Origin of the sequence: Pseudomonas sp. DWP3-1-2, from assembly GCF_049896285.1 — a bacterium.
GTDB lineage: Bacteria > Pseudomonadota > Gammaproteobacteria > Pseudomonadales > Pseudomonadaceae > Aquipseudomonas.
This window is the reverse complement of the sequence record NZ_JAFCTZ010000005.1, coordinates 202671-226624: the sequence shown is the minus strand read 5'-3', so window position 1 is coordinate 226624 and position 23954 is coordinate 202671. Positions and strand designations below refer to the sequence as shown.

Below are 23954 nucleotides of genomic sequence, written 5' to 3'. Positions count from 1 at the left end.
TATGTACCGCGCCGCACGTATCACCTTGTTGGGTATGGTCCTTGGCCTGAGCGCCTGTGCCGTCCAGCCCACCGGCCCACGCAGCCAGGAGCCGATCCAGAGTTTGCCCGGCAAACCCTCGGGGCCGAGTAAACCAGGCGCTCCGCAAACGCCCAAGGCGCCGTCCGCAGGCCCGAAAACCTCGGCCAACTTCGCGCCGCCACCGGGTGGCAACAGCCATTGGGATGCAAAGCTGGGCGTCCACGTTCTGGATGACCAACCCGACACCTTCTACCGGCAGCGCACCTACTACCGCTGGAACAACGGTTGGAGCTGGTCTACCACGCCCAATGGTCCGTGGCAGGAAACGGATTCCAGCGGCGTGCCCGCGGGGTTGGGTCGACAGTTCGGGAATTGAGTGGGCAGGATCTTCACCACCGACAACGGCGCCCCAAGGGTGCCGTTTTTCGTATCAGCGCTAATAAAAAAGAACCTACACGGTATTCAGCCGCTTCCTACTTTTTTTCTATATACATAGCACCCCTGATGTATAAAAATCTCTGCTGATTTGTCACCGCTTTGCAGTGTTGATGGTTAGAAAGGGATACATAATGAGATATCTGGCAGGTGTTTTTCTTGCTGTTTGTTGCTCGGCAACTTCATTTGCAAGTGTTTGCGAATATTCCGCACCCGAAGTCAGATCTCTTGCCTATCAAAAAGGGGCTTTTCTCCCCGTCTTTTTTTCCGGTTATCAACTCGATCTCCCAGGAGTACCCTTCGCCTTTTTAAGTGGTGACAGCTTTGTCGCGGCTTACCCGGAGAAAGGCTATATCGGTGTGCAGCATCTGGATCCCGTCCAGATGGCCGAGTCTCTGCCTCGGTTGGCTAAGGGGTTAACAAGTGTTGCTGATTTTTATCGTTTGATTTACGGCGTTTCTACGCCGCTGGAGGCCAGCGCTAATCCCCAGGAGCTGAGCTTGCAGCGTAGTCTGCTGAAGCTTGACTGTAAGTCTGACACTGTTTTCTTTGACCGAGACAATATTCAGATCATTTTTCACGGAGCAGCAGACAGTGCCGATTTTCATAAGATTATGGTGTTGGATGGCAATAACGTCGAACTCATTACTGTACGTGGCAGAAGAGAAGTGGCATTGCAAGTTGTCGGTAGTATCAAGCGGAGGTTGTAGATGGCTGAAATGGACTGCAGAGACAAAGAGGTACTGCGCGAGGTTTTAGTAAACTGGTATGGGCCGCAGGCGAATACTTGGGATATGAATGATGCTGTATTGCGTGTCGTGTTGAAGATGGTGGGTGAAATGCAAAGTTGCACTGCTGCCATGCATCTCGTTCCGACACCCATGACATTTGGAAATCCATATTCCCAACTGGCTCAGGGATACCTGAAAAAAAATACTGGGTATTTTGCGGGATAACTCACATGTTTATCTGAGTTGTGCAAGGGCTACGATTTTGGGTTATAAATCCGAGGTTGCGCTCGCTGCAATGGGGTTGTAGTTCAAGCATCCATTTATTGGTCATGCCCGCTTCGCTAATGAATTCGCTCCTGCACATCAGGTGGTGGGTTATCGAAACAATAACGGCGACCATTCGGTCGCCGTTTTGCATCGCTCAAGTCCGGTCATACGGTTGTATTCCACCGCATCACGTTCAGCCCTTTGCCGTTTCAGCCGCTTTCTTTGCGTCGCGTGCCGCCAGGATGGCTGCATGCGATTCCGGCGTTGCGAGTTCACCTTTGCTCCACAGCTGGTGCGAAAACCAACCCGCCATCGCTTCAGGATCAGGTGTTTTGCCTTGGGGTATAAACAGCGCCCCCAGATCAATGGTGCTGGCGAAGTTGTCCTTGTCCAGCTGGTAATCGCCGAGATAAGAGCCACCCCAGTTGCCGTCGGCCGCCACCAGATCGATGGAAGCATCTCGGTAGGTGCTGGCAGCGCTTTTCAGCGAGCTGGAGGCGTTCAACAGTTTATCCAGTTGATCCATATCGGAAGTACTGAGCTCGCCCGCTGAGTTGAGCGCCTTGAGTTTGCCGTCGGCCTCGATGGTGAAGCCGAATTTCTTGTCGGCGAGGTCCGGGAAAGCGGAGGCAAGAGCGGACTTGAATTCATCGAACGAGGTCTTCAACCCATCGCGAGCGCGTTCCTGCACCTTGGCTATTGTCGGGAAATCGGCAGACTGAGTACGACCGTAGGTGTTTACGACGACCATGGGCTGGGTCGACACGGTCTGACTCAGCGCCACGGCTTCTTCACTGGGATGATAAATCGCCGCCGGCGTGGCGTTGTTGAACGCGGTTTTTTGATCTTCGGTGATGGTCTTGGCGGTCAGTGTCTGGCTGGCCTGGGTAAGGCGCATCGTGGATGCCAAGGTACTGCCGGCCGTTAAAGAGATTTCCATGTCGTCACTCCATGAACGTTTGGTGTAAGAAGTTTATCGGCGACGTGTCGGAAATCTTTACTGGTGTAGGCAGAAGGTATCGGCAGGCGAGGAACAGGACTTGTAACTTAATGTCAGGGTGGGGCGGCGAGAGCCAACTTAGTCGCTCCCAGGCCACCCCAGCGGAGACCGCCAGTCTGTTACTTGGCTGGGTAAATCTGATCAAACACACCGCCATCGTTGAAATGGGTTTTTTGCACGGTGCGCCAGTCGCCGAAGGTTTTCTCGACCGACAGGAAGTCAACCTTCGGGAAGCGGTCGGTGTATTTAGCCAGCACGGCCGGGTCCCGTGGTCGGAGGTAGTTGGCGGCAGCGATTTCCTGGCCTTCAGGGGACCACAGATATTTAAGGTATTCCTCGGCGGCGGCGCGGCTGCCTTTCTTGTCGACGACTTTATCGACGATACTCACTGGCGGTTCGGCCTCGGCTGAAACGCTTGGATACACCACTTCGAACTGGTCGCGACCGAATTCCCGAGCGATCATTTCCGCTTCGTTTTCAAAGGTGATCAACACGTCGCCGATCTGGTTGGTCATAAACGTGGTGGTGGCGCCGCGTCCGCCTGTGTCGAGAACAGGGACGTGGCTGAACAACTGACCGACAAACGCTTTGGCAGCGGCTTCGTCGCCGCCATTTTTAAGCGTGTAGCCCCATGCCGAGAGGTAGGTATACCGGCCGTTACCCGAGGTTTTCGGGTTGGGCACAATCACTTCCACACCGTTCTTGATCAAGTCCGGCCAGTCCTTCACGGCCTTGGGGTTACCCTTGCGTACGATAAACACCGTGGCGGACGTAAACGGCGCACTGTTGTCTGGCAGACGCGTGACCCAGTTGTCCGGCACCAGCTTGCCGTTGTCGGCCAGGGCATTGATGTCGGTGGCCATGTTCATGGTGATGACATCAGCGGGCAGTCCATCGATTACGGAGCGCGCCTGTTTGCTTGATCCGCCGAATGACATCTGCACCGCGATGTCTTCCTGATGATCGGCTTTCCAGTGTTTCTGAAAGGCTGCGTTGTAGTCTTTGTAGAAGTCACGCATCACGTCATACGAGACGTTCAACAGCGTAGGAGCGGCCTGGGCGGCACCGCTCAAAGCCAAGCCTGCAGCCAGTAGAGAGGCGGCGAAGAGTTTGTTCACTGCATATTCCTTTTTATAGATCTCGAAGGGGGCCGTCGAACCATTCAACGCTGATGGCGCAATGCCAAGAACTATAACTGCACTGCCTTAGGCGTTTATAGATTAAAAAATTATGGACTTATTCCTTATTGTTGACCCGTGGAAACAGCGCGTTGCCGCAGCGCGAACAGAAAGCCGCGCCGGGTTCATGGTTCTTCTTGGCGCACACCGGACAATCGTGTTGCTGTTGTTCGCCGCGCATGGCATTGGCCAGCTCAGCGGTGAAGATCCCGGTGGGTACGGCGATGATCGAGTAACCGGTGATCATCACCAACGAGGACAGTATTTGCCCCAGCGGCGTCTTGGGCACGATGTCGCCGAAGCCCACGGTGGTCAGCGTTACGATGGCCCAGTAAATCCCGGTGGGGATACTGGTAAAACCATGCTCCGGTCCTTCAATCACATACATCAGGGTGCCAAATACGATGACCAGGGTTGAAACGCTGACCAGAAATACGATGATTTTCTGTTTGCTGCCGCGCAGTGCTGCCAGCAAATAATTGGCCTGGTTCAGATAAGGGCTCAGCTTGAGCACCCGGAAAATGCGCAGCATGCGGATGATCCGCACGATCAGCAGGTATTGGGCATCGCTGTAATAAAGCGCCAGGATGCCCGGCACGATGGCCAGCAGATCAACCAGCCCGTAAAAGCTGAAGGCGTATTTCAACGGTCGAGGCGAGCAATACAGACGCAGCAGGTATTCGACCAGAAAGACCGCCGTGAAGCCCCATTCGATATAGGCCAGCCAGTTTGAGTAGTTGGCGTGAATCGCCGGGATGCTGTCCAGGACCACCACGATCAGGCTGCACAGGATGACGGCCAGCAAGGTCTGGTCGAAGCGCCGCCCCGCAGGGGTGTCGGTCTGGAAAATGATGATGCGCAGCTGTTCGCGCCGGGTGATGTTGCTGTCCATGAATGTATTCCGAATCAAAAGTCGGACGAGCCTATGAGTATTACCTCAGACAACGCAAGCGTAGTTGGCTCTGGCAGGCAGGCAGGCAGGTTGGGTCGGTTGATGCCGGACTGGCACGCGCAGTGGGATGGGTAGGGGGCGCACGGTCGGGAAGTTGCTTTCCCGACCGTGGCTATTCAGACGCGGAATTGTTTGAGCAGACTGTTCAGTTGCTCGCTCAGGGTGCGCAGGTGCAGGCTGGCGCCGCTGGATTGCTCGGCGGCGATGGCGGTGGTCTGTGACAACTGCGCCGCCTGGGTCACGTTTTGGTTGATGTCTTCCACAACGTGGGATTGTTGCAGGGTCGCGCTGGCAATGGATGCATTGAGGCTGTTGAGGTTGCGCAGTGCCTGGCTGATGGAGGTCAGGCTCTGGCCCGCCTGATGGGCTTGCTCGATGGTCAGCTCGGACGAACGACTGCTGTCGGCGATAACTTTCACTGCCGCATTGGAGTGAGTTTGCAGGCGCTCGATCATGGCCTGGATTTCTGCCGTGGATTTTTGTGTACGCTGGGCCAGCAAACGCACTTCGTCGGCCACCACCGCAAACCCACGGCCTTGCTCCCCGGCGCGGGCGGCTTCAATGGCGGCATTGAGGGCCAGCAGATTGGTCTGTTCGGCGATGGAACTGATGACTTCCAGCACCCCGCCGATTTGCGTGCTTTCTTCCGCCAGGGTGCGGATGACGCCCACCGCCTGATTGATCGTGCCGGAGAGGTGATCAATCTGGCGCAGGCTGCTGTCAATGTTGACCTGGCCCTGAAGAGCCTGAGCTTCGGCGTCGCGCATTTCATGCGCCGCGTGCTCGGCGTTCTTGGCGACGTCCTGAACGCCGTAGGTCACTTCGTTGACGGCCGTCGCCACCAATTCCATCTGCTGGGATTGCTGCTGACTGCGCGCCTGTGCCTGCTCGGCGTTGTTGCCAAGATCAGTGGACGCTTGTTCCAGGCCGTTGGCGGAGATTTGCAGCTGACTCACCACACCCCGCAGCTTGGCAACGAATGCATTGAAATGCCTCGCCAGTTGGGTGACTTCGTCATTGCCCTGGGTTTGCAGTGTGCGAGTCAGGTCGCTCTCGCCACTGGCGATGTCGGACATCGCCTGCACGGTTTCACGCAACGGACGCACGATGCTGCGGCCGATCAACAGGACCAGCAACGCCATGATCACCACAATGGCAAGACTGAACAGTACGGCGCGCCAGACTTGCTGCTGGAACTCGGCGGAGACATCGTCGACATAGACGCCGGAACCCAGAATCCAGCCCCAGGGCGCAAAAAGCTGCACATAGGAAATTTTCGGCACCGGCTCGCTGGCGCCCGGTTTTGGCCAGCGGTAACTGATCATGCCAGCACCCTTGGCCTTTGCCACGGCAACCATTTCGTTAAAGAGTGCGAAGCCGTCCGGGTCCTTGATGGCTGACAAGTCCTGGCCCACCAGTTTCACGCTGACCGGATGCATGACCATCACAGGTCGCAAATCGTTGATCCAGAAATAATCGCTCTGGTTATAGCGCAGGTTACGCATGACATTGAGCGCCTGCTCCTGAGCCTGTTGCTGGCTGAGTGTTCCAGCGGTTTCCAGCCCATGGTAGTACTCAAGAATGCCGCTGGCAGTCTGCACCACGTGCATGGTTTTCTGCGCTTTGGCATCGTACAGGTCGGTGTGAACCTGATTGAGCATTGCGGTCGTGAGGGTGCAGAGCATCAATACGGACACAATGAGGATCAGCCAGAGCCGTCGGCTGATCGATAAGTTGCGCATACTCATGGTCATGACTCCGTATTTTTTATTGTGTCGCAAGCCGCGCCATAACAGCGTAGGGGGCGAGCATTAGGGTGAGTGACAGCTGTTTCGGGCGTCCGGTCCTGATTGTCCTCTTCAGCGTATCGGCCTGCGTCGTCCAAACATGAGAGGTGGTTCACATTTTTCTGTAGGGCAAATCTGTATAGCGAAAGGCTTACACGAAGTAGGGAAAATCGCTCTGGTGTTGACAGAGGCGGCGGCCTAAGATTGGATCCAACACCGCAGCAAAGGATGCGCTACGGGATCACGGATGATCGACCATTGCCAGGACGGCTACTGACAGGATGTCGGAATGGTCAAACAAAAAACCCGCTTCGGCGGGTTTTTTGTTGTCTGGTTATAACGTGGGACCGGCTTTAGCCGTGAAAAAGGCCACCCCTGAACGGAGCCATAAGCCCTCAGTCCGGCTCACAACCTTTGAGCACCAGGCGAATGATGGTCTGCGCAGCGGCCTCGTAGTCCGCGTCATCGAGTCTTGTCTTGCCGGTGACCGTCGAAATCTGCCAGTCGAAATCGGCGTAGGTTTGAGTCGCTGCCCAGATGGTGAACATCAAGTGATGGGCGTCAATCCCGGAGATTTGCCCGCTGTCGATCCACGCTTGAATGCATTCGATGTTGTGTCGGGCCTGGCCGTTAAGTTGCTCGACCTGCTCCGGTGTCAGATGCGGCGCGCCATGCATGATCTCGCTGGCGAATACTTTCGAGGCAAACGGCAACTCGCGGGAAATACGAATCTTTGAGCGAATGTAGGCGCTGAGCACCTCAGCCGGTACGCCGTCACGATTGAAGGGCGTCGAGGCACGCAAGATGGGCTCGATGATGCTCTCGAGCACCTCGCGATAGAGGTTTTCCTTGGACTTGAAGTAGTAATAGACGTTGGGTTTGGGCAGCCCGGCCTTGGCGGCAATGTCGCTGGTCTTGGTGGCGGCGAACCCTTTGTCGGCGAACTCTTCACTGGCTGCGCGCAGGATCAGTTCTTTATTGCGCTCGCGAATACTGCTCATAAACCAGAGGTTTCCTTGCCCGTTCAGCGGAGGCGCATGGTAGCACCGCCCTCAGGCCAGCCTCAAGATCGCGCCACGCGCCCGGCATGGCTATGTTTCAATAGCGCCCATTGAGTCTTCAACGAATGTTTTAAGGAAATTGCCCGTGGCTGCTGGAAGCTTGCTAACCCTTCTGGATGACATTGCGACGCTGCTTGACGATGTCTCCCTCGCTGCAAAAAAAACCGCCGGTGTGCTGGGTGACGACCTGGCGCTCAACGCCCAGCAAGTTACCGGTGTCAGCGCTGACCGGGAATTGCCGGTGGTCTGGGCGGTGGCCAAAGGTTCGCTGCTCAACAAGGCGATTCTGGTACCGGCCGCTTTGCTCATCAGTGCTTTTGCCCCCTGGGGTATTTTGCCGCTGCTGATGATTGGCGGCGCCTTCCTGTGCTTCGAAGGGTTTGAAAAGATCGCGCACAAATGGCTGCATCCCGAAACCGCTCAGGAACGTCAACAGCGCAAGCAGGCCGCCGCCAGCCAGGATGTCGACATGGTGGCTTTCGAAAAGGACCGCATCAAAGGCGCGATTCGCACCGACTTCATTCTGTCGGCGGAGATCATCGTGCTGGCGCTGGGCGTAGTGTCCACCCGGCCGTTCATGGATCAAGTCGGCGTGCTGGTGATCGTGGCGGTGTTGATCACCGTGGGCGTTTATGGATTGGTGGCGGGTATCGTCAAGCTTGATGACATGGGGCTGTATCTGAAAAAGGGCGCCAATTCGGCCTTGCAGGCGTTGGGCAGTGCACTGCTCTGGCTGGCACCGGTACTGATGAAAGTGCTGTCCATTGTTGGCACTGCAGCCATGTTCATGGTCGGCGGCGGTATCCTCACCCATGGCCTGCCATTTGCTCACCATTGGAGTGAGAGCATCACCCAGCGTGCGGCGGAGTCGGTGGGTGGTTTTTCAATGGTTGTTCCTACGGTGATCGACGCCGTCGCGGGTCTGGTAGCGGGCGCACTTCTGGTGCTGCTGGTCACTGTGGCCGGGAAAATCTGGAAACGTATCAGGGCCTGAATAGCGAGGTTCGACTCAATGAATAGCCCCTTGTTTTCCAGCGTGGTCGCCTATGCCCAGCAGTGCGAACGCCAGCTTGTAGAGATACTTCATCTGCGGCCCAACCTGGAACGCAAGCAGGTCACGAACTGGGTCGACGAACAAAGCCATGCGCGCACGGATCGCGACCCTCTGGAACTGCTGCGCTCGATCAATTCGGCTATTCGGGCGGGTAGGCCGTTGCCGTGGGAAAGTCCCCCTGGCACATAAAAGCTTCAAGTAGAGCGTTAACCTGTAGGAGCAAACGTGTCGACAAGGGTTAGCCCTGTGTGAACAGGGATATAACTTCGTGGACCGTTCGCTCCTGCAGTGGTTCTGAATCAGAAAAACACTTTCACCAACAAACTCGCCGTATTCTGGTTGGTGTCAAAATACCTTGTGTCTTCGATGCCGTACTTGTCGCTCCAGTAGTCGTACTCGATACCGACATACAGTTGGCGGTCCGGCAGGTTCAGCGCTTTGCCCAGGTCGTATTTGATTTGCGGGTTAAAGTGTACGTTGGATTTGTATTCGCCATTGTGGTCGGATTTGTTATCCACGACCCAGTCCATGTAGCCGTCAATGAGAATATCGGATTTGCCCACGGGGATGGTGTAGGACCAGACCGGGGTCACCTGCCAGGCGCCATAGCCTGCGCGATGTCCATCGTTGTAGCGCTTGTAGAAGTTCAGCTGGAAATAATCGAAGCCCGGGATTTTCAGGTCGAAGCCTGGGCCGATCAGGTAAGACTCGCTGTCGCCCTCACCGAATTCGTAAGTGCCCGCAATCAAGACGTCGGAGATTGGGCCAAATTCAATCTTCTGGCCGAGTATCTTGCCCAGGGACAAGCGTGGAGAAAACTCGCCGTAGTAAGTGTTATCCCCGTTCGTGGAATCGCCTTTGCCGTTATAGAAAATCTTGTCAACGAAGAGGAAGTTATCGCCGTATTTCCAGCCGTCAGCATGTTCGAACGTAAACGTTTGTTGATTTGACGGATTGACAGCAAAGTCCCGACCATTGAGATACGTCAGACTGTTGCTTTGCCATTGCAGAAGGTCGTCGGCCATGGTCTGCCCGGATGCCAGAAGACTGCCGGCAACGAGCGTGCTGGAAATAATACGGTTCATTCATTGTTCCCCTGATGGAAATATAAGTTCTATTTGTGCTCTTCGTGGGCACTTTTTCCGCCGCTAAAACATGTCTGTTTGGTCAGCTTTGTCTACATAGCAAAAGCTGAGCCAATCCCCCTGAAAAATCGCACGAAAGTGCTATTTGCCAGGCGTTTTGCGGTTGATTGAGATTTTTTTGTTCGAAACCCGCCAGTTGACCGGTTGGTCAGGTAGTTGTCCGTTCGGTCAGCATTGAAACAAGGCGGGTTTACGGCGGCGGCGGAGGATATGAGTTGCCGGTGGGTGATGCAAGTGCTCTGGGACGGGGCAGAAGGAGGGGGTTGTGGTCTAGCAGTGTGCGTATCGTGGGGGAGATCACTTCGGTGTCGCGGTGCGAACGCTGAAGTGCCCTTCAAAGTTGGACGGTCTTGTCAGGCAGCTCCCGGCTGGGTGCAGGCGTTCGCACCGTGGGACCGGCTTTAGCCGGGAAGACGTCATCGCAGGATGACGCCCGTAGAGCGGATTTCCCCGGCTAAGTCGGCCCCGCGAATGCCATGTTGATGTCAGTGGGTTTGTGCGCCACGGGTTACCCACGCGCCAATCAAATCCCGTTCCTGCTGAGTCATCTGGGTGATGTTGCCCAAGGGCATGATGTGCGACGTGACGGCCTGGGCCTGGATACGCGGTGCCATTTGCTGGATCTGCTGCGGCGTGTCGAACATGATCCCGGCCGGCGCGGTGCTGAACAGGGTGGTGGTGGGATTGGCCGAATGACACACCGTGCAACGTTCCTGGATCACGCGGTGGACCTTATCGAAATCCACAGGAGGGCTGGCCTCGGCGACCTCGGCAGGCTCCGGCGCGGGTGTTGGCCTGGCTTCGTCGTGGCGATAACCGCCAATGGCAGTGCCCGGCAGCGGTTGATACTGGGTCTTCGCCACCTGAGGCGCGTTTGGCATTTGCACCGGGCCGGTCACGTAGGCCAGGCACAACATGCCAAGCGCCGAGACCGGCAGGGTCCAGGCGAATTTATGGCTGTTGTGCCGGGTGTTGAAGTAGTGTCGAACCAGCACCGCCAGGACGGCGATCCCTGCCAGGATCAACCAGTTGTACGAGCTGCCATAGGTGCTCGGGAAGTGGTTGCTGATCATGATGAACAGCACCGGCAGGGTGAAATAGTTATTGTGCCGAGAACGCAGCAGCCCTTTGGCGGGCAGGGACGGATCCGGCGTGCGGTTCTCGGCAATAGCCGCCACGAGTGCTCGCTGGGCCGGCATGATAATGCGGAACACGTTGCCGACCATGATGGTGCCGATGATCGCGCCCACGTGCAGGTAAGCGCCGCGCCCGCTGAACACTTTGCTGAAACCGTAGGCCGCGGCGATCAGCAGGACGAACAGGATAAAACCCAGCAGGGCGGGGCGTTTTCCCAACGCCGAGTCACAGAGAACGCTGTACACAAACCAGCCGACGAACAGTGAACCCAGGCCGAGAGCGACGCCTTCCAGGCCTGACAGGCTGCTGCCCGGTGCCAGCAAATACAGGGTCGGGTTGGCGTAGAACACGACACACAACAGCGCGACGCCGGAAATCCAGGTGAAATACGCCTCCCATTTGAACCAGTGCAGATTGTCCGGCATGGTCGGTGGCGCGAGCTTGTATTTTTCCAGGTGGTAAATGCCGCCACCGTGAATGGCCCACAAATCCCCGGACAGTCCGTCCCGGGGGTTGACCCGGTTGAGGTTGTTCTCCAGCCATACGAAATAGAACGACGCGCCGATCCAGGCAATCCCGACAATCATGTGAATCCAGCGCACGCTCAGATTCAGCCATTCCATCAGATGTGCTTCCACAGTTTTACCTCTTGCCTGTCGTCACTGGCGGACGCTCAGGGACTTCTCTTATCGGTGGGGGTCGAGAACCAGCTTCTGGTCCTCGGTGAAGAAATGCTCATCGCAGTTGTTGCCTGCTCCACTGCGATCAACCACCAGGAAGTCATCCCGCTTTTCGATCGTCAGCACCGGATGGTGCCAGACGCCGCGATGGTAATTAACGCCCTGCCTGCCATTGGAAATGAAGGCGCGGACACACTCTGATTCAGGTACATCGCCAAGTGGCGCGACCACGATCAGAAAAGGGTTGCCGAGCAGCGGCACGAATGCCTGGCTGCCCAGCGGATGTCGCTCCAGCATGCAGACGGTCAGCGGCATTTCCAGCGCCTGGGCGCGGAAGATGCTGATAATCGCCTTGTCATCCGGCGTGGCAGTTTGCACCTCGGCCAGGCGATGAAAACGCTGGGTCGAACCGTTGTTGATCAGGAAGTGATCGCTGCCGTCGGTCTCGATGACGTCACCGAAAGGGGCGAAGGCTTCTTTGGTCAATGGTTCGATGATCAGTGTGCGCATGCTGGGTCTTCTGTTTTCAGATTCAATGAGTGTTTATTTCGAGACCTTGCCGAGAACCCGCAACCGGCTCACGCCACCGTCCGGGAACACGTTCAAACGGATATGAGTGATCGGGCCGAGCGCCTTGATCTGTTCGGCAAACTCGTGCTCGGCGTGCATTTGCAGCTTCTGGCTGGGCAGCAGTTCGCGCCAGAACAAGCTCTGGGTTTCGATCTGGCTGTCCGTACCGCCTTTGACGAACGCGCCCTGAATCGAGCAGCTGTCCGGGTAGTTGCCTTTGAAGTGCAGGGTGTCGACGACAACCTTTTCCACTTCCCCGGCATGCCCCAGGGCGATGATCACCCAGTCGTTACCCGGCGTGCGGCGACGTGCGGTTTCCCAGCCATCGCCCATGTTCACGCCACGGCCGGGGTTGAGAATGTTGCTCATGCTGCCGTAGTGCTCGTCTGAGCAGGCCAGCGCACGACCGCCGTTCAGGGCCGACGCCAGATCGATCAGCTCGTTCTCGCCCACGGCGGACCAGTCACGGAAGGGGATGCCATAGACCCGCAGCCGGGCGATGCCGCCATCCGGATAGATGTTGAAACGCAAGTGGCTGAAAGCCTGACTGTGGTTGATTTCGTGGTAGTGATGGCTGTCGCCGTTCAGCTCCACAGCCGACAGGATTTCGGTCCACTGAGTGTGCTCGTCCGGTTCGCCGGAGGTCAGGAAGCAGGCTTCCAGCGACGCCGAAGGCGGGTAGTTGCCCGTGAAAAACGAGGTGTCGATGTCCACGCCCTTGATCGAACCTGCCACGCCCAGGCGGATCACCGCGCTGTCGTAACCTTCAAAGCGTTTGCGGCGCGACTCCCAGCCGTCCATCCACTTGCCGTTGTCATCGAACACGCCTTCCTTCCACACCGCCGGGGTGGGCTGGAACAAGCGGTTGGCGTCAGCGAACCAATCGTCGGTGACAGCAATGATTTTAGTGCCCAGGCGCGCATCGGCCAGGTTGACGAACTTTTCGAAGGGTGCGGCGTAAGCTTTCATTCGTTTTGTCTGCCTTTTTCAGTCGGAGGCTCAGGAAAAGTCGATCACAAGGTTCAGTTACAGCGCTTGCAGGCGAAACAGAGCGATCTTGTTGATCTCTGCCAGGGCGCAGGCGAATTCGGTATCCACCGGGTTATGGATGCGCGTCTCGAAGGCTGCGAGGATCTGATGCCGGTTGCTGCCCTTGACCGCCATGATAAAGGGGAAGGAAAACTTTGCTTTGTAGGCGTCGTTCAATTGAGTGAACCGCTGGAACTCTTCAGCCGTGCACTGATGGATGCCGGCGCCCGCCTGCTCGTTTGTGCTGGCTTCAGTCAGTTGGCCCTGTACGGCGGCCTTGCCCGCAAGGTCCGGGTGCGCGTTGATCAGCGCCAGTTGCGCGGCCCGATCAGCCTTCAACAGGACCTCGCTCATCTGCGCATGCAGCGTCTGGATATCGTCCAGGTCAGCGGCTTGGCTTCTGTCGTAGGCCTGCTCAGCCACCCAGGGCGAGTGTTCGTAGATGTCGGCAAATGCCTCGACGAAGGCTTGGCGGCTCATTGTCGAGGGTGTCACGGTCTTGAAGTGGCTCACAGCGCACCCTCCGCTTGGGGTTTGAACGGGTGTTGCGCATGCCAGTGCCGGGCGATGTCGACGCGGCGCGTGAACCAGACCTGCTCATGACTTTTGGCATATTCAAGAAAACGCTGGAGCGCGGCAAGGCGGGCAGGGCGGCCGATCAAGCGGCAGTGCAAGCCGATGGACAGCATCTTCGGCGCGTCGGCACCTTCGGCGTACAGCACATCGAATGCGTCCTTGAGGTACTGAAAAAACTGCTCGCCATTATTGAACCCCTGCACCTGGGTGAAGCGCATGTCATTGGTGTCCAGCGTGTAAGGGATCACCAGATGCGCCTTGCCGGTGGGGTTGTTCGGTTCCCAGTACGGCAGGTCGTCGTCATAGGTGTCGCAGTCATAGAGAAAGCCGCCTTCTTCCATGACCAGCCTTCGGGTGTTCGGGCCGGTGCGACCGGTGTACCAGCCCAGGGGGCGTTGGCCGGTGATGTCCGTGAGGATGCGGATCGCTTCAAGCATGTGCTGGCGTTCCTGGGCCTCGTCCATGTACTGATAGTCAATCCAGCGGTAGCCATGGCTGCAGATTTCATGGCCAGCGGCGACCATGGCACGGATCACATCCGGATGACGTTGGGCGGCCATGGCCACGGCAAAAATCGTCAGGGGGATATCGAATGCCTTGAACAGCTTGAGGATGCGCCACACGCCCGCACGACTGCCGTACTCGTAGAGCGATTCCATGCTCATGTTGCGCTGGCCCTGCAAGGGTTGCGCGGAGACCATTTCGGACAGGAAAGCCTCGGACTCTTTGTCACCGTGCAGGATATTTCGCTCGCCGCCTTCCTCGTAATTGAGCACAAATGACAATGCAATACGTGCATTGCCCGGCCAATGGGGGTGGGGCGGGTTGCTGCCATATCCGATCAGGTCGCGTGGGTAGTCAGCGCTCACTGCCGTCATCCTCATGTAAGTAGTGTCAGGTGCTCGCAGGCGCCAAAAACGTCGCCTGTTTTCACTGCGGTGCTCGGATTGTATACAAATGCATTTCCATTTTGTAACTCTGGGTTTTTCTTTCTGATCAGGATTTCCGTTAAGGATTTTTAGTGCAAGAAACTTGCCTGATTGGTCAGCTTCTACTGAAAAAACCTAACAATATCCTTAGCCCCCGATAAATCGGTCCTGGGCGGATGCCCTCGGGTCGGCGGAGCAGGTAAGGCGTTTTTATTGTGTACAGCTTTTTGTAAAAGTGTCTTAATCATCCATCGCTCGCACTCTTGAGGCACTAAAACAGTGCGGGCCAGCACCTTTATTTCAGATGAGGCACAGGCCGACAATGGGGAAATTAACGACGCATGTACTGGACGCTGCACAGGGTTGCCCCGGCAGCGCTATCACCGTCGAACTCTATCGGGTCGAAGGTGAACGTCTGACCCGGATTGCCAGCACCGTGACCAACAGCGACGGCCGTTGCGATGCGCCATTACTGCAGGGTGATGATTACCGCTCGGGTGTGTATCAGCTGCAATTCAAGGTCGGGGACTATTACCGCGCCCGGGGAACGTCATTGCCTGACCCGGCGTTTCTCGACGTGGTGGTGTTGCGCTTCGGCATTGACTCCGGTCAGGAACACTATCATGTGCCGCTGTTACTCTCGCCCTACAGCTATTCGACCTATCGCGGCAGCTAGGTTCTGTACGAAAAGTGACTGCGTTCGCCGACTTTTCGTGCAGAGCGCTGCACGCCGCGACGGATCAACGCTGATCTTGCCCGCTCACACTGCGGGCTTTTTTTCGTCTGCAGATTTTGCAGCTGGCGCAATCCAGAGCCTCCCTTACGGATTCGTCGGTTCACCGACTCAACAATGAAGCCGCCCCCGCCGTACCGAACAAACCGGCACTGATGCGGTTGAACCAGGTTTGCCCCTTGCCACTGCGCAGATAACGCGCCGCGCCGTGAGCGCTCAGGCCGTAGAACAGCTTGCAGGACAGGTCCAGCACGGTCCAGGTGGCGATCATGATCAGCAACTGATTGAGAAACGGCTGCTCGGCATTGAGGAATTGCGGTAAAAAAGCGGCGAAAAACAGGATGTCCTTCGGATTGCTGGCCCCCAGCACGAAGGCGCGCCAGAACAGTGAGCCAAACCGTGGATTACGTTGGGCCGTCGGGACCTCGGCGGCCTTTGCCGGTTGACGCGACTGCTTCCAGCTTTGCCAGGCCAGATAGAACAAATACAAGGCACCGACGACCTTCAAGGCGCTGAACAGGTGTTCTGACGCCAACAGCAACGCGCCAAGCCCCAACGCCGATGCGCTGAGCAGGCATACCGAAGCGAGCACGCCGCCGAGAAACGCCGGATACGAGCGCAGCAGGCCGTAATTCAGGCTGTTGCTGATCATCAGCAGGGACAAGGGCCCCGGTATCAGAATCACCACCAGAGCGGCACCACTGAACAACAGCCAGGTTTCCAACGTCATGGGGTTTGCTCCTGTGTGTCGATGCGTGAGTTGACGAGCCCTGGCCAAACGTTTTCCAAGGCCACGGTAGTCACCGCGAGAGAGGCGCGAATCATGCCAGCCTGCGGCGCAAAACACATCGCCCCGGCTTACAAAACCCTGCAACGCAGTGGAGGGTTGTCGGGCGTCGAGGTGGTCGATCCTGTTTGCCCGAGATTCAACCACCCTGCGCGTGTGTACAATGCGGCCATCCTTTCAGCACCGACTCACCGCCACGAGCACTCATGAACGAACCGTTGCAACCCCTCACAAAACAGCCGCGCGCGCTCCGGTCCGGTCGCACGGGTACCCAGGACGACATCGTCTATGCGCATATCTTCGAGGCAATCCTCGAGCAGCGTCTGGCGCCGGGGACCAAGCTGAGCGAGGAAGCCCTGGGTGAGATTTTCGGGGTCAGCCGTACGATCATCCGGCGCGCATTGTCGCGCCTGGCCCATGAAGGCGTTGTCTTGCTGCGCCCCAATCGCGGTGCCGTGGTGGCCAGTCCCAGTGTCGAGGAAGCCCGACAGGTGTTTTACGCGCGCCGTCTGGTCGAAAAAGCCATCACCGAGTTGGCCGTGGAGCACGCGACATCCGGGCAGCTTGCGGAGCTTCGGCAGATGGTCAGCGACGAGCGGGACAGTTTTGCCAAAGGTGATCGAGGGGCCGGGATTCGTTTGTCCGGGGAGTTTCACTTGCAGTTGGCAGTGGCGGCCAGGAACGCGCCGCTGATCAGCTTCCAGCGCAGTCTGGTGTCCCAAACGTCATTGATCATTGCCCAATACGAAAGCGGCAACCGCTCCCATTGTTCCTATGACGAGCACACCCAATTGATCGACGCCATCGAGGCGCGGGATGCCAAACGGGCCGTGGAGCTGATGATGCACCACATGGACCATATCGACAGCAAATTGAACCTGGACGAAGACAACGCCTCGGACGATCTGCACGCGGTGTTTTCACACCTGATGCTGGGCAAGAAAAAACCGGGGCGGACGGATTGAGCGCAGGGCGTTAACCCGGGACGCCTACAGAAACGACTATTGATCTACATCATGTGGCCTGTAGGAGCCGAGCTTGCTCGCGATGGCGGCAGATCAGTCACCCTCGTCTGTGTCTCAAACATCGGATCGCGAGCAAGCTCGCTCCTACAGAACGCGTGGCAGGTCAGGGGATACGCCTTTATCCGTCATACCACAATCGCGGCCTCGCGTTGCTCGTGAGCTCCAACAGTTGGAACACGTAGGATCTACAGGATGATGAACTGTAGGCGCCGAGCTTGCTCGCGATGGCGGCAGATCAGTCACCCTCGTCTGTGTCTCAAACATCGGATCGCGAGCAAGCTCGCTCCTGCAGAACGCGTGGCAGGTCAGGGGATACGCCTTTATCCGTCTACCACAATCGCTGCCTCGCGTTGCTCGTGAGCTCCAACAGTTGGAGCACGTGAGGATCTACGGGGTGATGAACTGTAGGCGCCGAGCTTGCTCGCGATGGCGGCAGATCAGTCACCCTCGTCTGTGTCTCAAACATCGGATCGCGAGCAAGCTCGCTCCTACAGAACGCGTGGCAGGTCAGGGGATACGCTTTTATCCGTCTACCACAATCGCTGCCTCGCGTTGCTCGTGAGCTCCAACAGTTGGAACACGTGAGGATCTACAGGATGATGAACTGTAGGCGCCGAGCTTGCTCGCGATGGCGGCGGGGCAGTCAATATCGTCTATGGCTGAGTATCGAATCGCGAGCAAGATGGATTGCTACCTGGGTCGTTCCTACCCTTCGAACGGGGTGAGCAGGCGATACGTCATGCCACGCCCAGCTGATCCCTGCTGTGCACCCGTTTCCCCGCCGAATAGGTTTCCTGCACGGTTCGGTCATCTCCCAGCGTCATTAGCACGAACAGGATTTCTTCAATGTTTTTCGCTTGTTTCAGGCGATACGACAGCAGCGGCGTGGCGTGATAGTCCAGCACCAGGAAGTCCGCCTCGTTGCCCGGTTTCAGGCTGCCGATCCTGTCTTCCAGGCGTAGCGCACGTGCCCCGCCCAGGGTGGCCAGATACAGCGATTTGAACGGGCTGAGTTTCGCGCCCTGCAACTGCATGACCTTGTAAGCTTCGTTGAGGGTTTGCAGGATCGAGAAGCTGGTGCCGCCGCCGACATCGGTGCCCATGCCGACGTTGACGTTGTGTTTCTCGGCCATCGGCAGATTAAACAGACCGCTGCCCAGGAACAGGTTTGAAGTCGGGCAGAACGAGATCGCCGAGCCGGTTTCAGCCAGCCGGGCGCATTCGGCGTCGCACAGATGCACGCCGTGGGCGAACACCGAGCGCTCGCCCAGCAGCTTGAAATGGTCGTACACGTCCAGATAACCGCTGCGCTCGGGGAACAACGCCTTGACCCACTCGATTTCCTGAAGGTTTTCGCTGATGTGGGTCTGCATGTACAGATCCGGGTATTCGGTGAGCAATTGACCCGCGAGCGTCAGTTGTTCCGGCGTGCTGGTGGGGGCAAAACGCGGGGTGACGGCGTAGTGCAGGCGACCCTTGCCGTGCCAGCGTTCGATCAGCGCCTTGCTGTCGGCGTAGCCCGATTCCGGTGTGTCAGTGAGATAATCCGGCGCATTGCGATCCATCATTACCTTGCCGGCGATCATGCGCAGGTCGAGCTTTTCAGCCGCCTGAAAAAACGCTTCCACGGACTCTTTGTGCACGCTGCCGAACACCAGCGCGGTGGTGGTGCCGTTGCGCAGCAGTTCCTTGAGGAAGACGTCCGCGACCTCGGCGGCATGGGCCGGGTCGGCGAACTGTTTTTCGCAGGGGAAGGTGTAAGTGTTGAGCCAGTCCAGCAGTTGCTCGCCGTAGGAACCGACCATGCCGGTCTGTGGCAAATGGATATGAGTGTCGATGAAACCGGATGTGATCAGCGCGTCTTTGTATTCGATCACCTGTACGTCAGGGCCGAGCGTGCCAAGCCATTCAGCCGCCGGGCCGAGGGCGGAAATCTTGCCGTCTTCGACCAGCATCAGGCCGTCGGCAAAATATTCGTAGGACGCCTCAATCCCGACGTCGGCAGGATCACCGAGGCTGTGAAGGATGGCGGCGCGATAGGCTTTCTGGGTGGACATCAGCAAAATCTCATTGAGTCAGGCTGCGGCGAGACACCGGCAGCAGCTTGGCGATAGGTTCGGCACTTGAAAGGTGTTGACCGAAATTGACGTTGTAGGTGGCGATCACCTCGGCCGCGATGGACACAGCGATTTCCATGGGCAGCTTGCCCTTCACTTCGCCCAGGCCCATGGGGCAACGCATGCGTTGCAGCAGCGCCGCGTCGAAGCCGCGATCACGCAGCCGGTGTTCGAACTTGACCCGTTTGGTCCGGGAGCCGATCAGGCCGAAATAGGCGAAATCGCCCCGTTTGAGAATCGCCGCGGTCAACTCAAGGTCCAATGGGTGATTGTGGGTCATGACGATGCAGTAACTGCCTGGGGGCAACGCGTCGATCTCATCCAGAGGGTCTTCGGTGACGATTTTACGCACCCCGCTGGGCATCTGCGGCGGAAACTCCTGCTCCCGGGAGTCGATCCAGCGCACTCGGCATGGCAGGCTGGCCAACAGAGGCACCAACGCTCGGCCCACGTGGCCCGCGCCAAACACGGCGATCTGCGCCTGAGGCTGGCCCATGGGTTCGAACAGCAGCACATTCACGCCGCCGCAGCACTGGCCCAGGCTCGCGCCCAGGTTGAAGCGCTCCAGACGGGTGTGCTGGCTGCCGCTGGCCAGCATGTCGCGGGCGATCTCCATGGCTTTGTATTCCAGATGCCCGCCACCAATGGTGTCGAAAATCCGTTCAGCGCTGACGACCATCTTCGAACCGGCGTTGCGCGGCGTCGAGCCGCGTTCTTCGATGATGGTCACCAACACGCAGGCTTTGCCCTGGTCTTGCAGTTCGGCGAGGGCGCTGATCCAGTTGTTCATCCCGGAAACTCCTCAATCCTGTGGGAGCGAATTTATGTGCGAATGCGGTGTGTCAGACGCCGAAACGGTTGGCTGTGCCAACGCCTTCGCGGATGAATCCGCTCCCACGGGTAGATCAGACGCGACCTTCAACCGGCGCATCTGCTCGCATCCCCACAACACGCGTTCCGGTGTGGCGGGCGCGTCGATGTCTGGCTGATGACGATAATCGCCAAGGCTTGCGACGGCATCCTTGATCGCACACCACGCGGCGATGCCGAGCATGAACGGCGGTTCGCCCACGGCCTTGGAATGGAACACCGTGTCTTCCGGGTTCTTGCGGTTTTCCACCAGTTTGACGCGAAGGTCCAGCGGCATGTCCGACACCGCCGGGATCTTGTAGCCCGCCGGGCCGTTGGTCATCAGTTTGCCTTTTTCATTCCAGACCAGTTCCTCGGTGGTCAGCCAGCCCATGCCTTGAATATAGCCGCCTTCCACCTGACCGATGTCGATGGCGGGGTTCAGCGACGCGCCCACGTCATGCAGGATGTCGGTGCGCAGCATTTTGTACTCGCCGGTCAGGGTATCGACGATGACTTCAGTGCAGGCCGCGCCAAAGGCGAAGTAATAGAACGGCCGACCACGGGCCTGGCTGCGGTCATAGAAAATCTTCGGCGTCTTGTAATAGCCGGTGCTGGACAACGACACCTGACCCATCCACGCCAACTGCGCCAGGGATGCGAACGACAGCAGTTGTTCTCCTGCACGCACATGGCCATTGCGGAATTCGACATCCGCTTCATTGACGCTGAAGTGCCGGGCGGCGAACGCCACCAGACGCTGCTTGAGGATTTCCGCCGCGTTCTGCGCTGCCTTGCCATTGAGGTCGGTACCGCTGGAAGCGGCAGTGGGGGAGGTGTTGGGCACTTTGTCGGTGTTGGTGGCGGTGATCTGGATGCGGTCGATCTCCACCTGAAACACCTCGGCCACGACTTGCGCGACCTTGATGTTCAAGCCCTGGCCCATTTCCGTGCCGCCGTGGTTCAGGTGAATGCTGCCGTCGGTATAGATATGGATCAGCGCACCGGCCTGATTCAAAAAGCTGGCGGTGAACGAAATACCGAATTTGACCGGCGTCAGCGCCAGGCCTTTCTTGAGGATCGGGCTGTTGGCGTTGAACTCGCCAATGGCTTCGCGCCGCGCCGCGTACTGGCTGCTTTCTTCCAGTTCGGCGGTCATTTCGTCGAGCAGGTTGTGCTCGACGGTCTGGTAATAGTGCGTGACGTTGCGTTCGGTCTTGCCGTAGTAATTGGTCTTGCGCACGTCCAGCGGGTCTTTGCTCAGATACCGGGCGATGGTATCCATCACTTCCTCGATGGCGACCATACCTTGTGGGCCGCCAAAGCCACGGTAAGCGGTGTTCGATGCGGTGTTGGTCTTGCAGCGATGGCCATTGACGGTGGCGTCGCCCAAGTAGTACGAGTTGTCCGCATGGAACATGGCCCGGTCGACAATGGACGCCGACAGGTCCGGCGAATAGCCGCAGTTGCCGGCCAGCTCCAGCTGGATGCCGTGCAAGCGGCCGGTGTCATCAAAGCCGACGTCGTACTCGATATAAAACGGGTGACGCTTGCCGGTCATCAGCATGTCTTCGACCCTAGGCAGGCGCATTTTGGTGGGCTGCCCGGTCAAACGCGCCACCACGGCGCACAGGCACGCCGGGCTGGCGGCCTGGGTTTCCTTGCCGCCAAAACCGCCGCCCATGCGGCGCATGTCGACGACGATCTTGTTCATGGGCACGGCAAGGACTTCCGCGACCAGCTTCTGCACTTCCGTCGGGTTCTGGGTCGAGCAATAAACGATCATGCCGCCATCTTCGGTGGGCATCACCGAGGAAATCTGGGTTTCCAGATAGAAGTGCTCCTGGCCGCCGATGTGCAGATTGCCCTGAAGGCGATGGGGCGCAGTGGCCAGCGCGCCCGCCGAATCACCCCGTTGGTGGGTGTGGCTGTCCAGCACGAAATGTTTTTTGCGCAGCGCCTGGACCACATCCAGTACCGGTTCGAGGTCTTCATACTCGATGACGGCCGCCATCGCTGCCTGACGCGCAATCTCCAGGCTGCGCGCCGCCACGGCAATCACCGGTTGACCGACAAATTCCACCGTGTCGATGGCCAGCAATGGATCGCCCGGCAGCAACGGGCCGATGTCTTTCAGGCCGGGAATGTCTTCGTGGGTAATGACAATGCGTACGCCGTCGAAGGCGTAGCAGGGCGCGGTGTCGACGCTGATGATGCGCGCATGGGCGCGGTCGGACAGGCGCGCGTACACATGAAGCTGGTTGGGGAATTCCAGGCGATCATCGATGTACACGGCTTCGCCGGTAACGTGCTTGTCGGCGCTGTCATGCTTGACGCTGCGGCCCACGCCGGTGGTCAAACCCTGCTCGAACAAGGCGATCATCTGTGACTGGCTGTTTGGCGCTGAAGGGTTAGACATAGTCGGTCACCCGCGTTTCGATATTGGGTGTTTGCAGCTCAATAAAGTATTTTCGCAGCAGGTTCTGCGCACTGAGCAACCGGTATTCCTTGCTGGCGCGAAAGTCCGACAGCGGCGTGAAATCCTCGGCCAATGCGGCGCAGGCGCGCTCGACAGTGGCGTTGGTCCAGGGCGCGCCGATCAGCGCTTGTTCGCAGGCTGCAGCGCGTTTCGGGATGGCTGCCATGCCGCCGAACGCGACCCGCGCCTCGACAACCACCTCGTTTTCAATGTGTAGACGAAAGGCGGCGCACACCGCGGAGATATCGTCATCCAGCCGCTTGGACACTTTATAGGCACGAAAAGCCTGTGTGGCGCTGGCCTTGGGCACCACGATCTTTTCGATAAACTCACTCTCCTGACGCGCCGTGACCCGGTAATCAATGAAATAGTCTTCCAGTGCCAGGGTGCGGCGGGTGTCGCCCTTGCGCAAAACAATGCGTGCGCCCAGGGCGATCAGCAGCGGCGGGGAGTCACCGATGGGCGACGCGTTGCCGATATTGCCGCCCAGGGTGCCTTGATTGCGGATCTGCAAGGAGGCGAAGCGCTGGAGCAGCCCACCGAAATCCGGGTACTCGGCGCTCAGCGCGGCGTAGCAATCGGTCAGCGAGGCGGCGGCGCCGATCTCCAGCCGATCCTCGAACGACTCGATACGCTTCATCTCCGTGACGTTGCCCACGTAAATCATCACTGGCAACGGTCGGTGAAACTGGGTGACTTCCAGCGCCAGGTCGGTTCCGCCCGCCAGTAGGCGCGCCTGTGGGTGGGATTCGTATAACCGGGCCAGATCCGCCACCGTCAGCGGCACCAGACAACGCTTGTCGCCGCTGTTCAGCTCGCCGGTTTCCCTGGGCGCAATGGCATGCAGGCGGGCGATGGTTTCGGCTTCGCGCTGATCGAACTGGTCGGGTTGACGCTGGGCACACGATTGCTCGGCGGCGGCGAGGATAGGTCGATAGCCCGTGCAGCGGCAGAGGTTGCCCGCCAGGGCTTCATGGGCCTGATGGGCGTCGGCCTGGGTGCTGTTCTTTTGCAGGGCAAACAACGACATGACAAAACCGGGGGTGCAAAACCCGCATTGGGAGCCGTGACAATCGACCATGGCCTGCTGAACGCTGTGCAATTGCCCCTGGTGCTTGAGGTCCTCGACGCTGATCAGTTGTTTGCCGTGCAACGAGGCCACGAAAGTCAGGCACGAATTCACGCTGCGGTAGCGCAGGCTTTGCTGGCCTTGTTCATCGCTGGCGAGTTCACCGACCACCACCGTGCAGGCGCCGCAATCGCCACTGGCGCAGCCTTCCTTGGTGCCGGGTTTGTGCAGATGCTCGCGCAGGTAATTAAGGACCGTCAGGTTCGGGTCCAGAGCATGCTCGGTGCGCAGCTCGGTGTTTAAAAGGAATTGGATCACGGAAGGCCCTCTGCACGTCTTTTTT

23 protein-coding genes and 1 pseudogene are annotated in these 23954 nt (G+C 58.1%); 7 read left to right on the top strand and 17 right to left on the bottom strand.

The genetic code is table 11. The features are described 5' to 3' along the window. The first annotated feature begins 1 nt into the window (after position 1). From ACP7B0_RS14445 to ACP7B0_RS14435, 3 genes are all read left to right on the top strand, one after another. Positions 2–397: a hypothetical protein gene (locus tag ACP7B0_RS14445; protein ID WP_426142084.1), complete on the top strand. Its 396-nt coding sequence runs from the start codon at positions 2–4 to the stop codon at positions 395–397. 193 nt (positions 398–590) lie between these two features. Continuing rightward, entirely contained in the window at positions 591–1166 is a 576-nt protein-coding gene (locus tag ACP7B0_RS14440) for a hypothetical protein (RefSeq protein WP_426142083.1), read from the top strand. After that, a complete protein-coding gene (locus tag ACP7B0_RS14435) occupies positions 1167–1412 on the top strand; it encodes a hypothetical protein (RefSeq protein WP_426142082.1) in 246 nt (81 codons plus the stop codon). It abuts the gene before it with no gap. Between the two features lie 235 nt (positions 1413–1647). Here ACP7B0_RS14435 and ACP7B0_RS14430 read toward each other — a convergent pair whose 3' ends face one another. From ACP7B0_RS14430 to ACP7B0_RS14405, 6 genes and pseudogenes are all read right to left on the bottom strand, one after another. After that, positions 1648–2394, bottom strand: coding sequence for a hypothetical protein (locus ACP7B0_RS14430; RefSeq protein WP_426142081.1), 747 nt, complete (start codon positions 2392–2394; stop codon positions 1648–1650). 179 nt (positions 2395–2573) lie between these two features. After that, positions 2574–3572, bottom strand: a complete 999-nt coding sequence (locus ACP7B0_RS14425; protein ID WP_426142080.1) for a sulfate ABC transporter substrate-binding protein — start codon at positions 3570–3572, stop codon at positions 2574–2576. A gap of 118 nt (positions 3573–3690) precedes the next feature. Further along, positions 3691–4524, bottom strand: coding sequence for an ion transporter (locus tag ACP7B0_RS14420; protein ID WP_426142079.1), 834 nt, complete (start codon positions 4522–4524; stop codon positions 3691–3693). Between the two features lie 176 nt (positions 4525–4700). Next, positions 4701–5435, bottom strand: coding sequence for a methyl-accepting chemotaxis protein (locus ACP7B0_RS14415; protein ID WP_426142179.1), 735 nt, complete (start codon positions 5433–5435; stop codon positions 4701–4703). Between the two features lie 123 nt (positions 5436–5558). Next, positions 5559–6245, bottom strand: a pseudogene (locus ACP7B0_RS14410) (cache domain-containing protein); the annotation flags it as partial. A 521-nt stretch (positions 6246–6766) separates the two neighbouring features. Next, on the bottom strand, positions 6767–7372 hold the full coding sequence (locus tag ACP7B0_RS14405; protein WP_426142078.1) for a TetR/AcrR family transcriptional regulator: 606 nt from the start codon (positions 7370–7372) through the stop codon (positions 6767–6769). A 145-nt stretch (positions 7373–7517) separates the two neighbouring features. Between ACP7B0_RS14405 and ACP7B0_RS14400 the strand changes: the two genes are divergently transcribed. Together ACP7B0_RS14400 and ACP7B0_RS14395 are read left to right on the top strand one after the other, a co-directional pair. Beyond that, positions 7518–8426, top strand: coding sequence for a DUF808 domain-containing protein (locus tag ACP7B0_RS14400; protein WP_426142077.1), 909 nt, complete (start codon positions 7518–7520; stop codon positions 8424–8426). 18 nt (positions 8427–8444) lie between these two features. Next, a complete protein-coding gene (locus ACP7B0_RS14395; RefSeq protein WP_426142076.1) occupies positions 8445–8675 on the top strand; it encodes a hypothetical protein in 231 nt (76 codons plus the stop codon). Between the two features lie 110 nt (positions 8676–8785). Here ACP7B0_RS14395 and ACP7B0_RS14390 read toward each other — a convergent pair whose 3' ends face one another. From ACP7B0_RS14390 to puuE, 6 genes are all read right to left on the bottom strand, one after another. Then, complete coding sequence (locus ACP7B0_RS14390) at positions 8786–9571, bottom strand: outer membrane protein OmpK (RefSeq protein WP_426142075.1); 786 nt, start codon at positions 9569–9571, stop codon at positions 8786–8788. Positions 9572–10116: 545 nt separating this feature from the next. Continuing rightward, entirely contained in the window at positions 10117–11406 is a 1290-nt protein-coding gene (locus tag ACP7B0_RS14385) for a urate hydroxylase PuuD (protein WP_426142074.1), read from the bottom strand. 48 nt (positions 11407–11454) lie between these two features. Further along, positions 11455–11958 (bottom strand): ureidoglycolate lyase, encoded by a 504-nt coding sequence (locus tag ACP7B0_RS14380; protein ID WP_426142073.1) that lies wholly within the window; start codon positions 11956–11958, stop codon positions 11455–11457. 33 nt (positions 11959–11991) lie between these two features. Continuing rightward, complete coding sequence (gene alc, locus ACP7B0_RS14375) at positions 11992–12987, bottom strand: allantoicase (protein ID WP_426142072.1); 996 nt, start codon at positions 12985–12987, stop codon at positions 11992–11994. A 57-nt stretch (positions 12988–13044) separates the two neighbouring features. Next, complete coding sequence (gene uraD / locus ACP7B0_RS14370; RefSeq protein WP_426142071.1) at positions 13045–13560, bottom strand: 2-oxo-4-hydroxy-4-carboxy-5-ureidoimidazoline decarboxylase; 516 nt, start codon at positions 13558–13560, stop codon at positions 13045–13047. Further along, on the bottom strand, positions 13557–14492 hold the full coding sequence (puuE, locus tag ACP7B0_RS14365) for an allantoinase PuuE (protein ID WP_426142070.1): 936 nt from the start codon (positions 14490–14492) through the stop codon (positions 13557–13559). The genes uraD and puuE overlap by 4 nt, the downstream gene beginning before the upstream one ends. 382 nt (positions 14493–14874) lie before the next feature. On the opposite strand from puuE, the gene uraH reads away from it, so the two are divergent. Then, positions 14875–15228: a hydroxyisourate hydrolase gene (gene uraH, locus ACP7B0_RS14360; RefSeq protein ID WP_426142069.1), complete on the top strand. Its 354-nt coding sequence runs from the start codon at positions 14875–14877 to the stop codon at positions 15226–15228. A gap of 160 nt (positions 15229–15388) precedes the next feature. On the opposite strand, the gene ACP7B0_RS14355 is transcribed toward uraH, so the two are convergent. After that, positions 15389–16015: a LysE family translocator gene (locus ACP7B0_RS14355; protein WP_426142068.1), complete on the bottom strand. Its 627-nt coding sequence runs from the start codon at positions 16013–16015 to the stop codon at positions 15389–15391. 263 nt (positions 16016–16278) lie between these two features. Here ACP7B0_RS14355 and ACP7B0_RS14350 point away from each other — a divergent pair, with 263 nt between their 5' ends. After that, on the top strand, positions 16279–17037 hold the full coding sequence (locus ACP7B0_RS14350; protein WP_426142067.1) for a GntR family transcriptional regulator: 759 nt from the start codon (positions 16279–16281) through the stop codon (positions 17035–17037). Between the two features lie 797 nt (positions 17038–17834). On the opposite strand, the gene guaD is transcribed toward ACP7B0_RS14350, so the two are convergent. Genes guaD through xdhA form a run of 4 tightly spaced genes read right to left on the bottom strand, consistent with a single transcriptional unit; the run spans position 17835 to position 23929 of the window. Next, on the bottom strand, positions 17835–19154 hold the full coding sequence (gene guaD, locus ACP7B0_RS14345; RefSeq protein WP_426142066.1) for a guanine deaminase: 1320 nt from the start codon (positions 19152–19154) through the stop codon (positions 17835–17837). A gap of 10 nt (positions 19155–19164) precedes the next feature. Beyond that, positions 19165–20004, bottom strand: a complete 840-nt coding sequence (gene xdhC, locus ACP7B0_RS14340; protein ID WP_426142065.1) for a xanthine dehydrogenase accessory protein XdhC — start codon at positions 20002–20004, stop codon at positions 19165–19167. A gap of 12 nt (positions 20005–20016) precedes the next feature. Further along, a complete protein-coding gene (gene xdhB / locus ACP7B0_RS14335; RefSeq protein ID WP_426142064.1) occupies positions 20017–22482 on the bottom strand; it encodes a xanthine dehydrogenase molybdopterin binding subunit in 2466 nt (821 codons plus the stop codon). Further along, positions 22475–23929 (bottom strand): xanthine dehydrogenase small subunit, encoded by a 1455-nt coding sequence (xdhA, locus tag ACP7B0_RS14330; protein WP_426142063.1) that lies wholly within the window; start codon positions 23927–23929, stop codon positions 22475–22477. Before xdhA ends, xdhB begins: the two co-directional genes overlap by 8 nt. Between the last annotated feature and the right edge of the window lie 25 nt (positions 23930–23954).

Bases quoted from the DNA above. Each gene is read 5' to 3' on its own strand.
- ACP7B0_RS14445 (WP_426142084.1), top strand. From the start codon at position 2: ATGTACCGCGCCGCACGTATCACCTTGTTGGGTATGGTCCTTGGCCTG.
- ACP7B0_RS14440 (WP_426142083.1), top strand. From the start codon at position 591: ATGAGATATCTGGCAGGTGTTTTTCTTGCTGTTTGTTGCTCGGCAACT.
- ACP7B0_RS14435 (WP_426142082.1), top strand. From the start codon at position 1,167: ATGGCTGAAATGGACTGCAGAGACAAAGAGGTACTGCGCGAGGTTTTA.
- ACP7B0_RS14430 (WP_426142081.1), bottom strand. From the start codon at position 2,394: ATGGAAATCTCTTTAACGGCCGGCAGTACCTTGGCATCCACGATGCGC.
- ACP7B0_RS14420 (WP_426142079.1), bottom strand. From the start codon at position 4,524: ATGGACAGCAACATCACCCGGCGCGAACAGCTGCGCATCATCATTTTC.
- ACP7B0_RS14415 (WP_426142179.1), bottom strand. From the start codon at position 5,435: ATGGAATTGGTGGCGACGGCCGTCAACGAAGTGACCTACGGCGTTCAG.
- ACP7B0_RS14405 (WP_426142078.1), bottom strand. From the start codon at position 7,372: ATGAGCAGTATTCGCGAGCGCAATAAAGAACTGATCCTGCGCGCAGCC.
- ACP7B0_RS14395 (WP_426142076.1), top strand. From the start codon at position 8,445: ATGAATAGCCCCTTGTTTTCCAGCGTGGTCGCCTATGCCCAGCAGTGC.
- ACP7B0_RS14390 (WP_426142075.1), bottom strand. From the start codon at position 9,571: ATGAACCGTATTATTTCCAGCACGCTCGTTGCCGGCAGTCTTCTGGCA.
- ACP7B0_RS14380 (WP_426142073.1), bottom strand. From the start codon at position 11,958: ATGCGCACACTGATCATCGAACCATTGACCAAAGAAGCCTTCGCCCCT.
- alc (WP_426142072.1), bottom strand. From the start codon at position 12,987: ATGAAAGCTTACGCCGCACCCTTCGAAAAGTTCGTCAACCTGGCCGAT.
- uraH (WP_426142069.1), top strand. From the start codon at position 14,875: ATGGGGAAATTAACGACGCATGTACTGGACGCTGCACAGGGTTGCCCC.
- ACP7B0_RS14355 (WP_426142068.1), bottom strand. From the start codon at position 16,015: ATGACGTTGGAAACCTGGCTGTTGTTCAGTGGTGCCGCTCTGGTGGTG.
- ACP7B0_RS14350 (WP_426142067.1), top strand. From the start codon at position 16,279: ATGAACGAACCGTTGCAACCCCTCACAAAACAGCCGCGCGCGCTCCGG.
- guaD (WP_426142066.1), bottom strand. From the start codon at position 19,154: ATGTCCACCCAGAAAGCCTATCGCGCCGCCATCCTTCACAGCCTCGGT.
- xdhC (WP_426142065.1), bottom strand. From the start codon at position 20,004: ATGAACAACTGGATCAGCGCCCTCGCCGAACTGCAAGACCAGGGCAAA.
- xdhB (WP_426142064.1), bottom strand. From the start codon at position 22,482: ATGTCTAACCCTTCAGCGCCAAACAGCCAGTCACAGATGATCGCCTTG.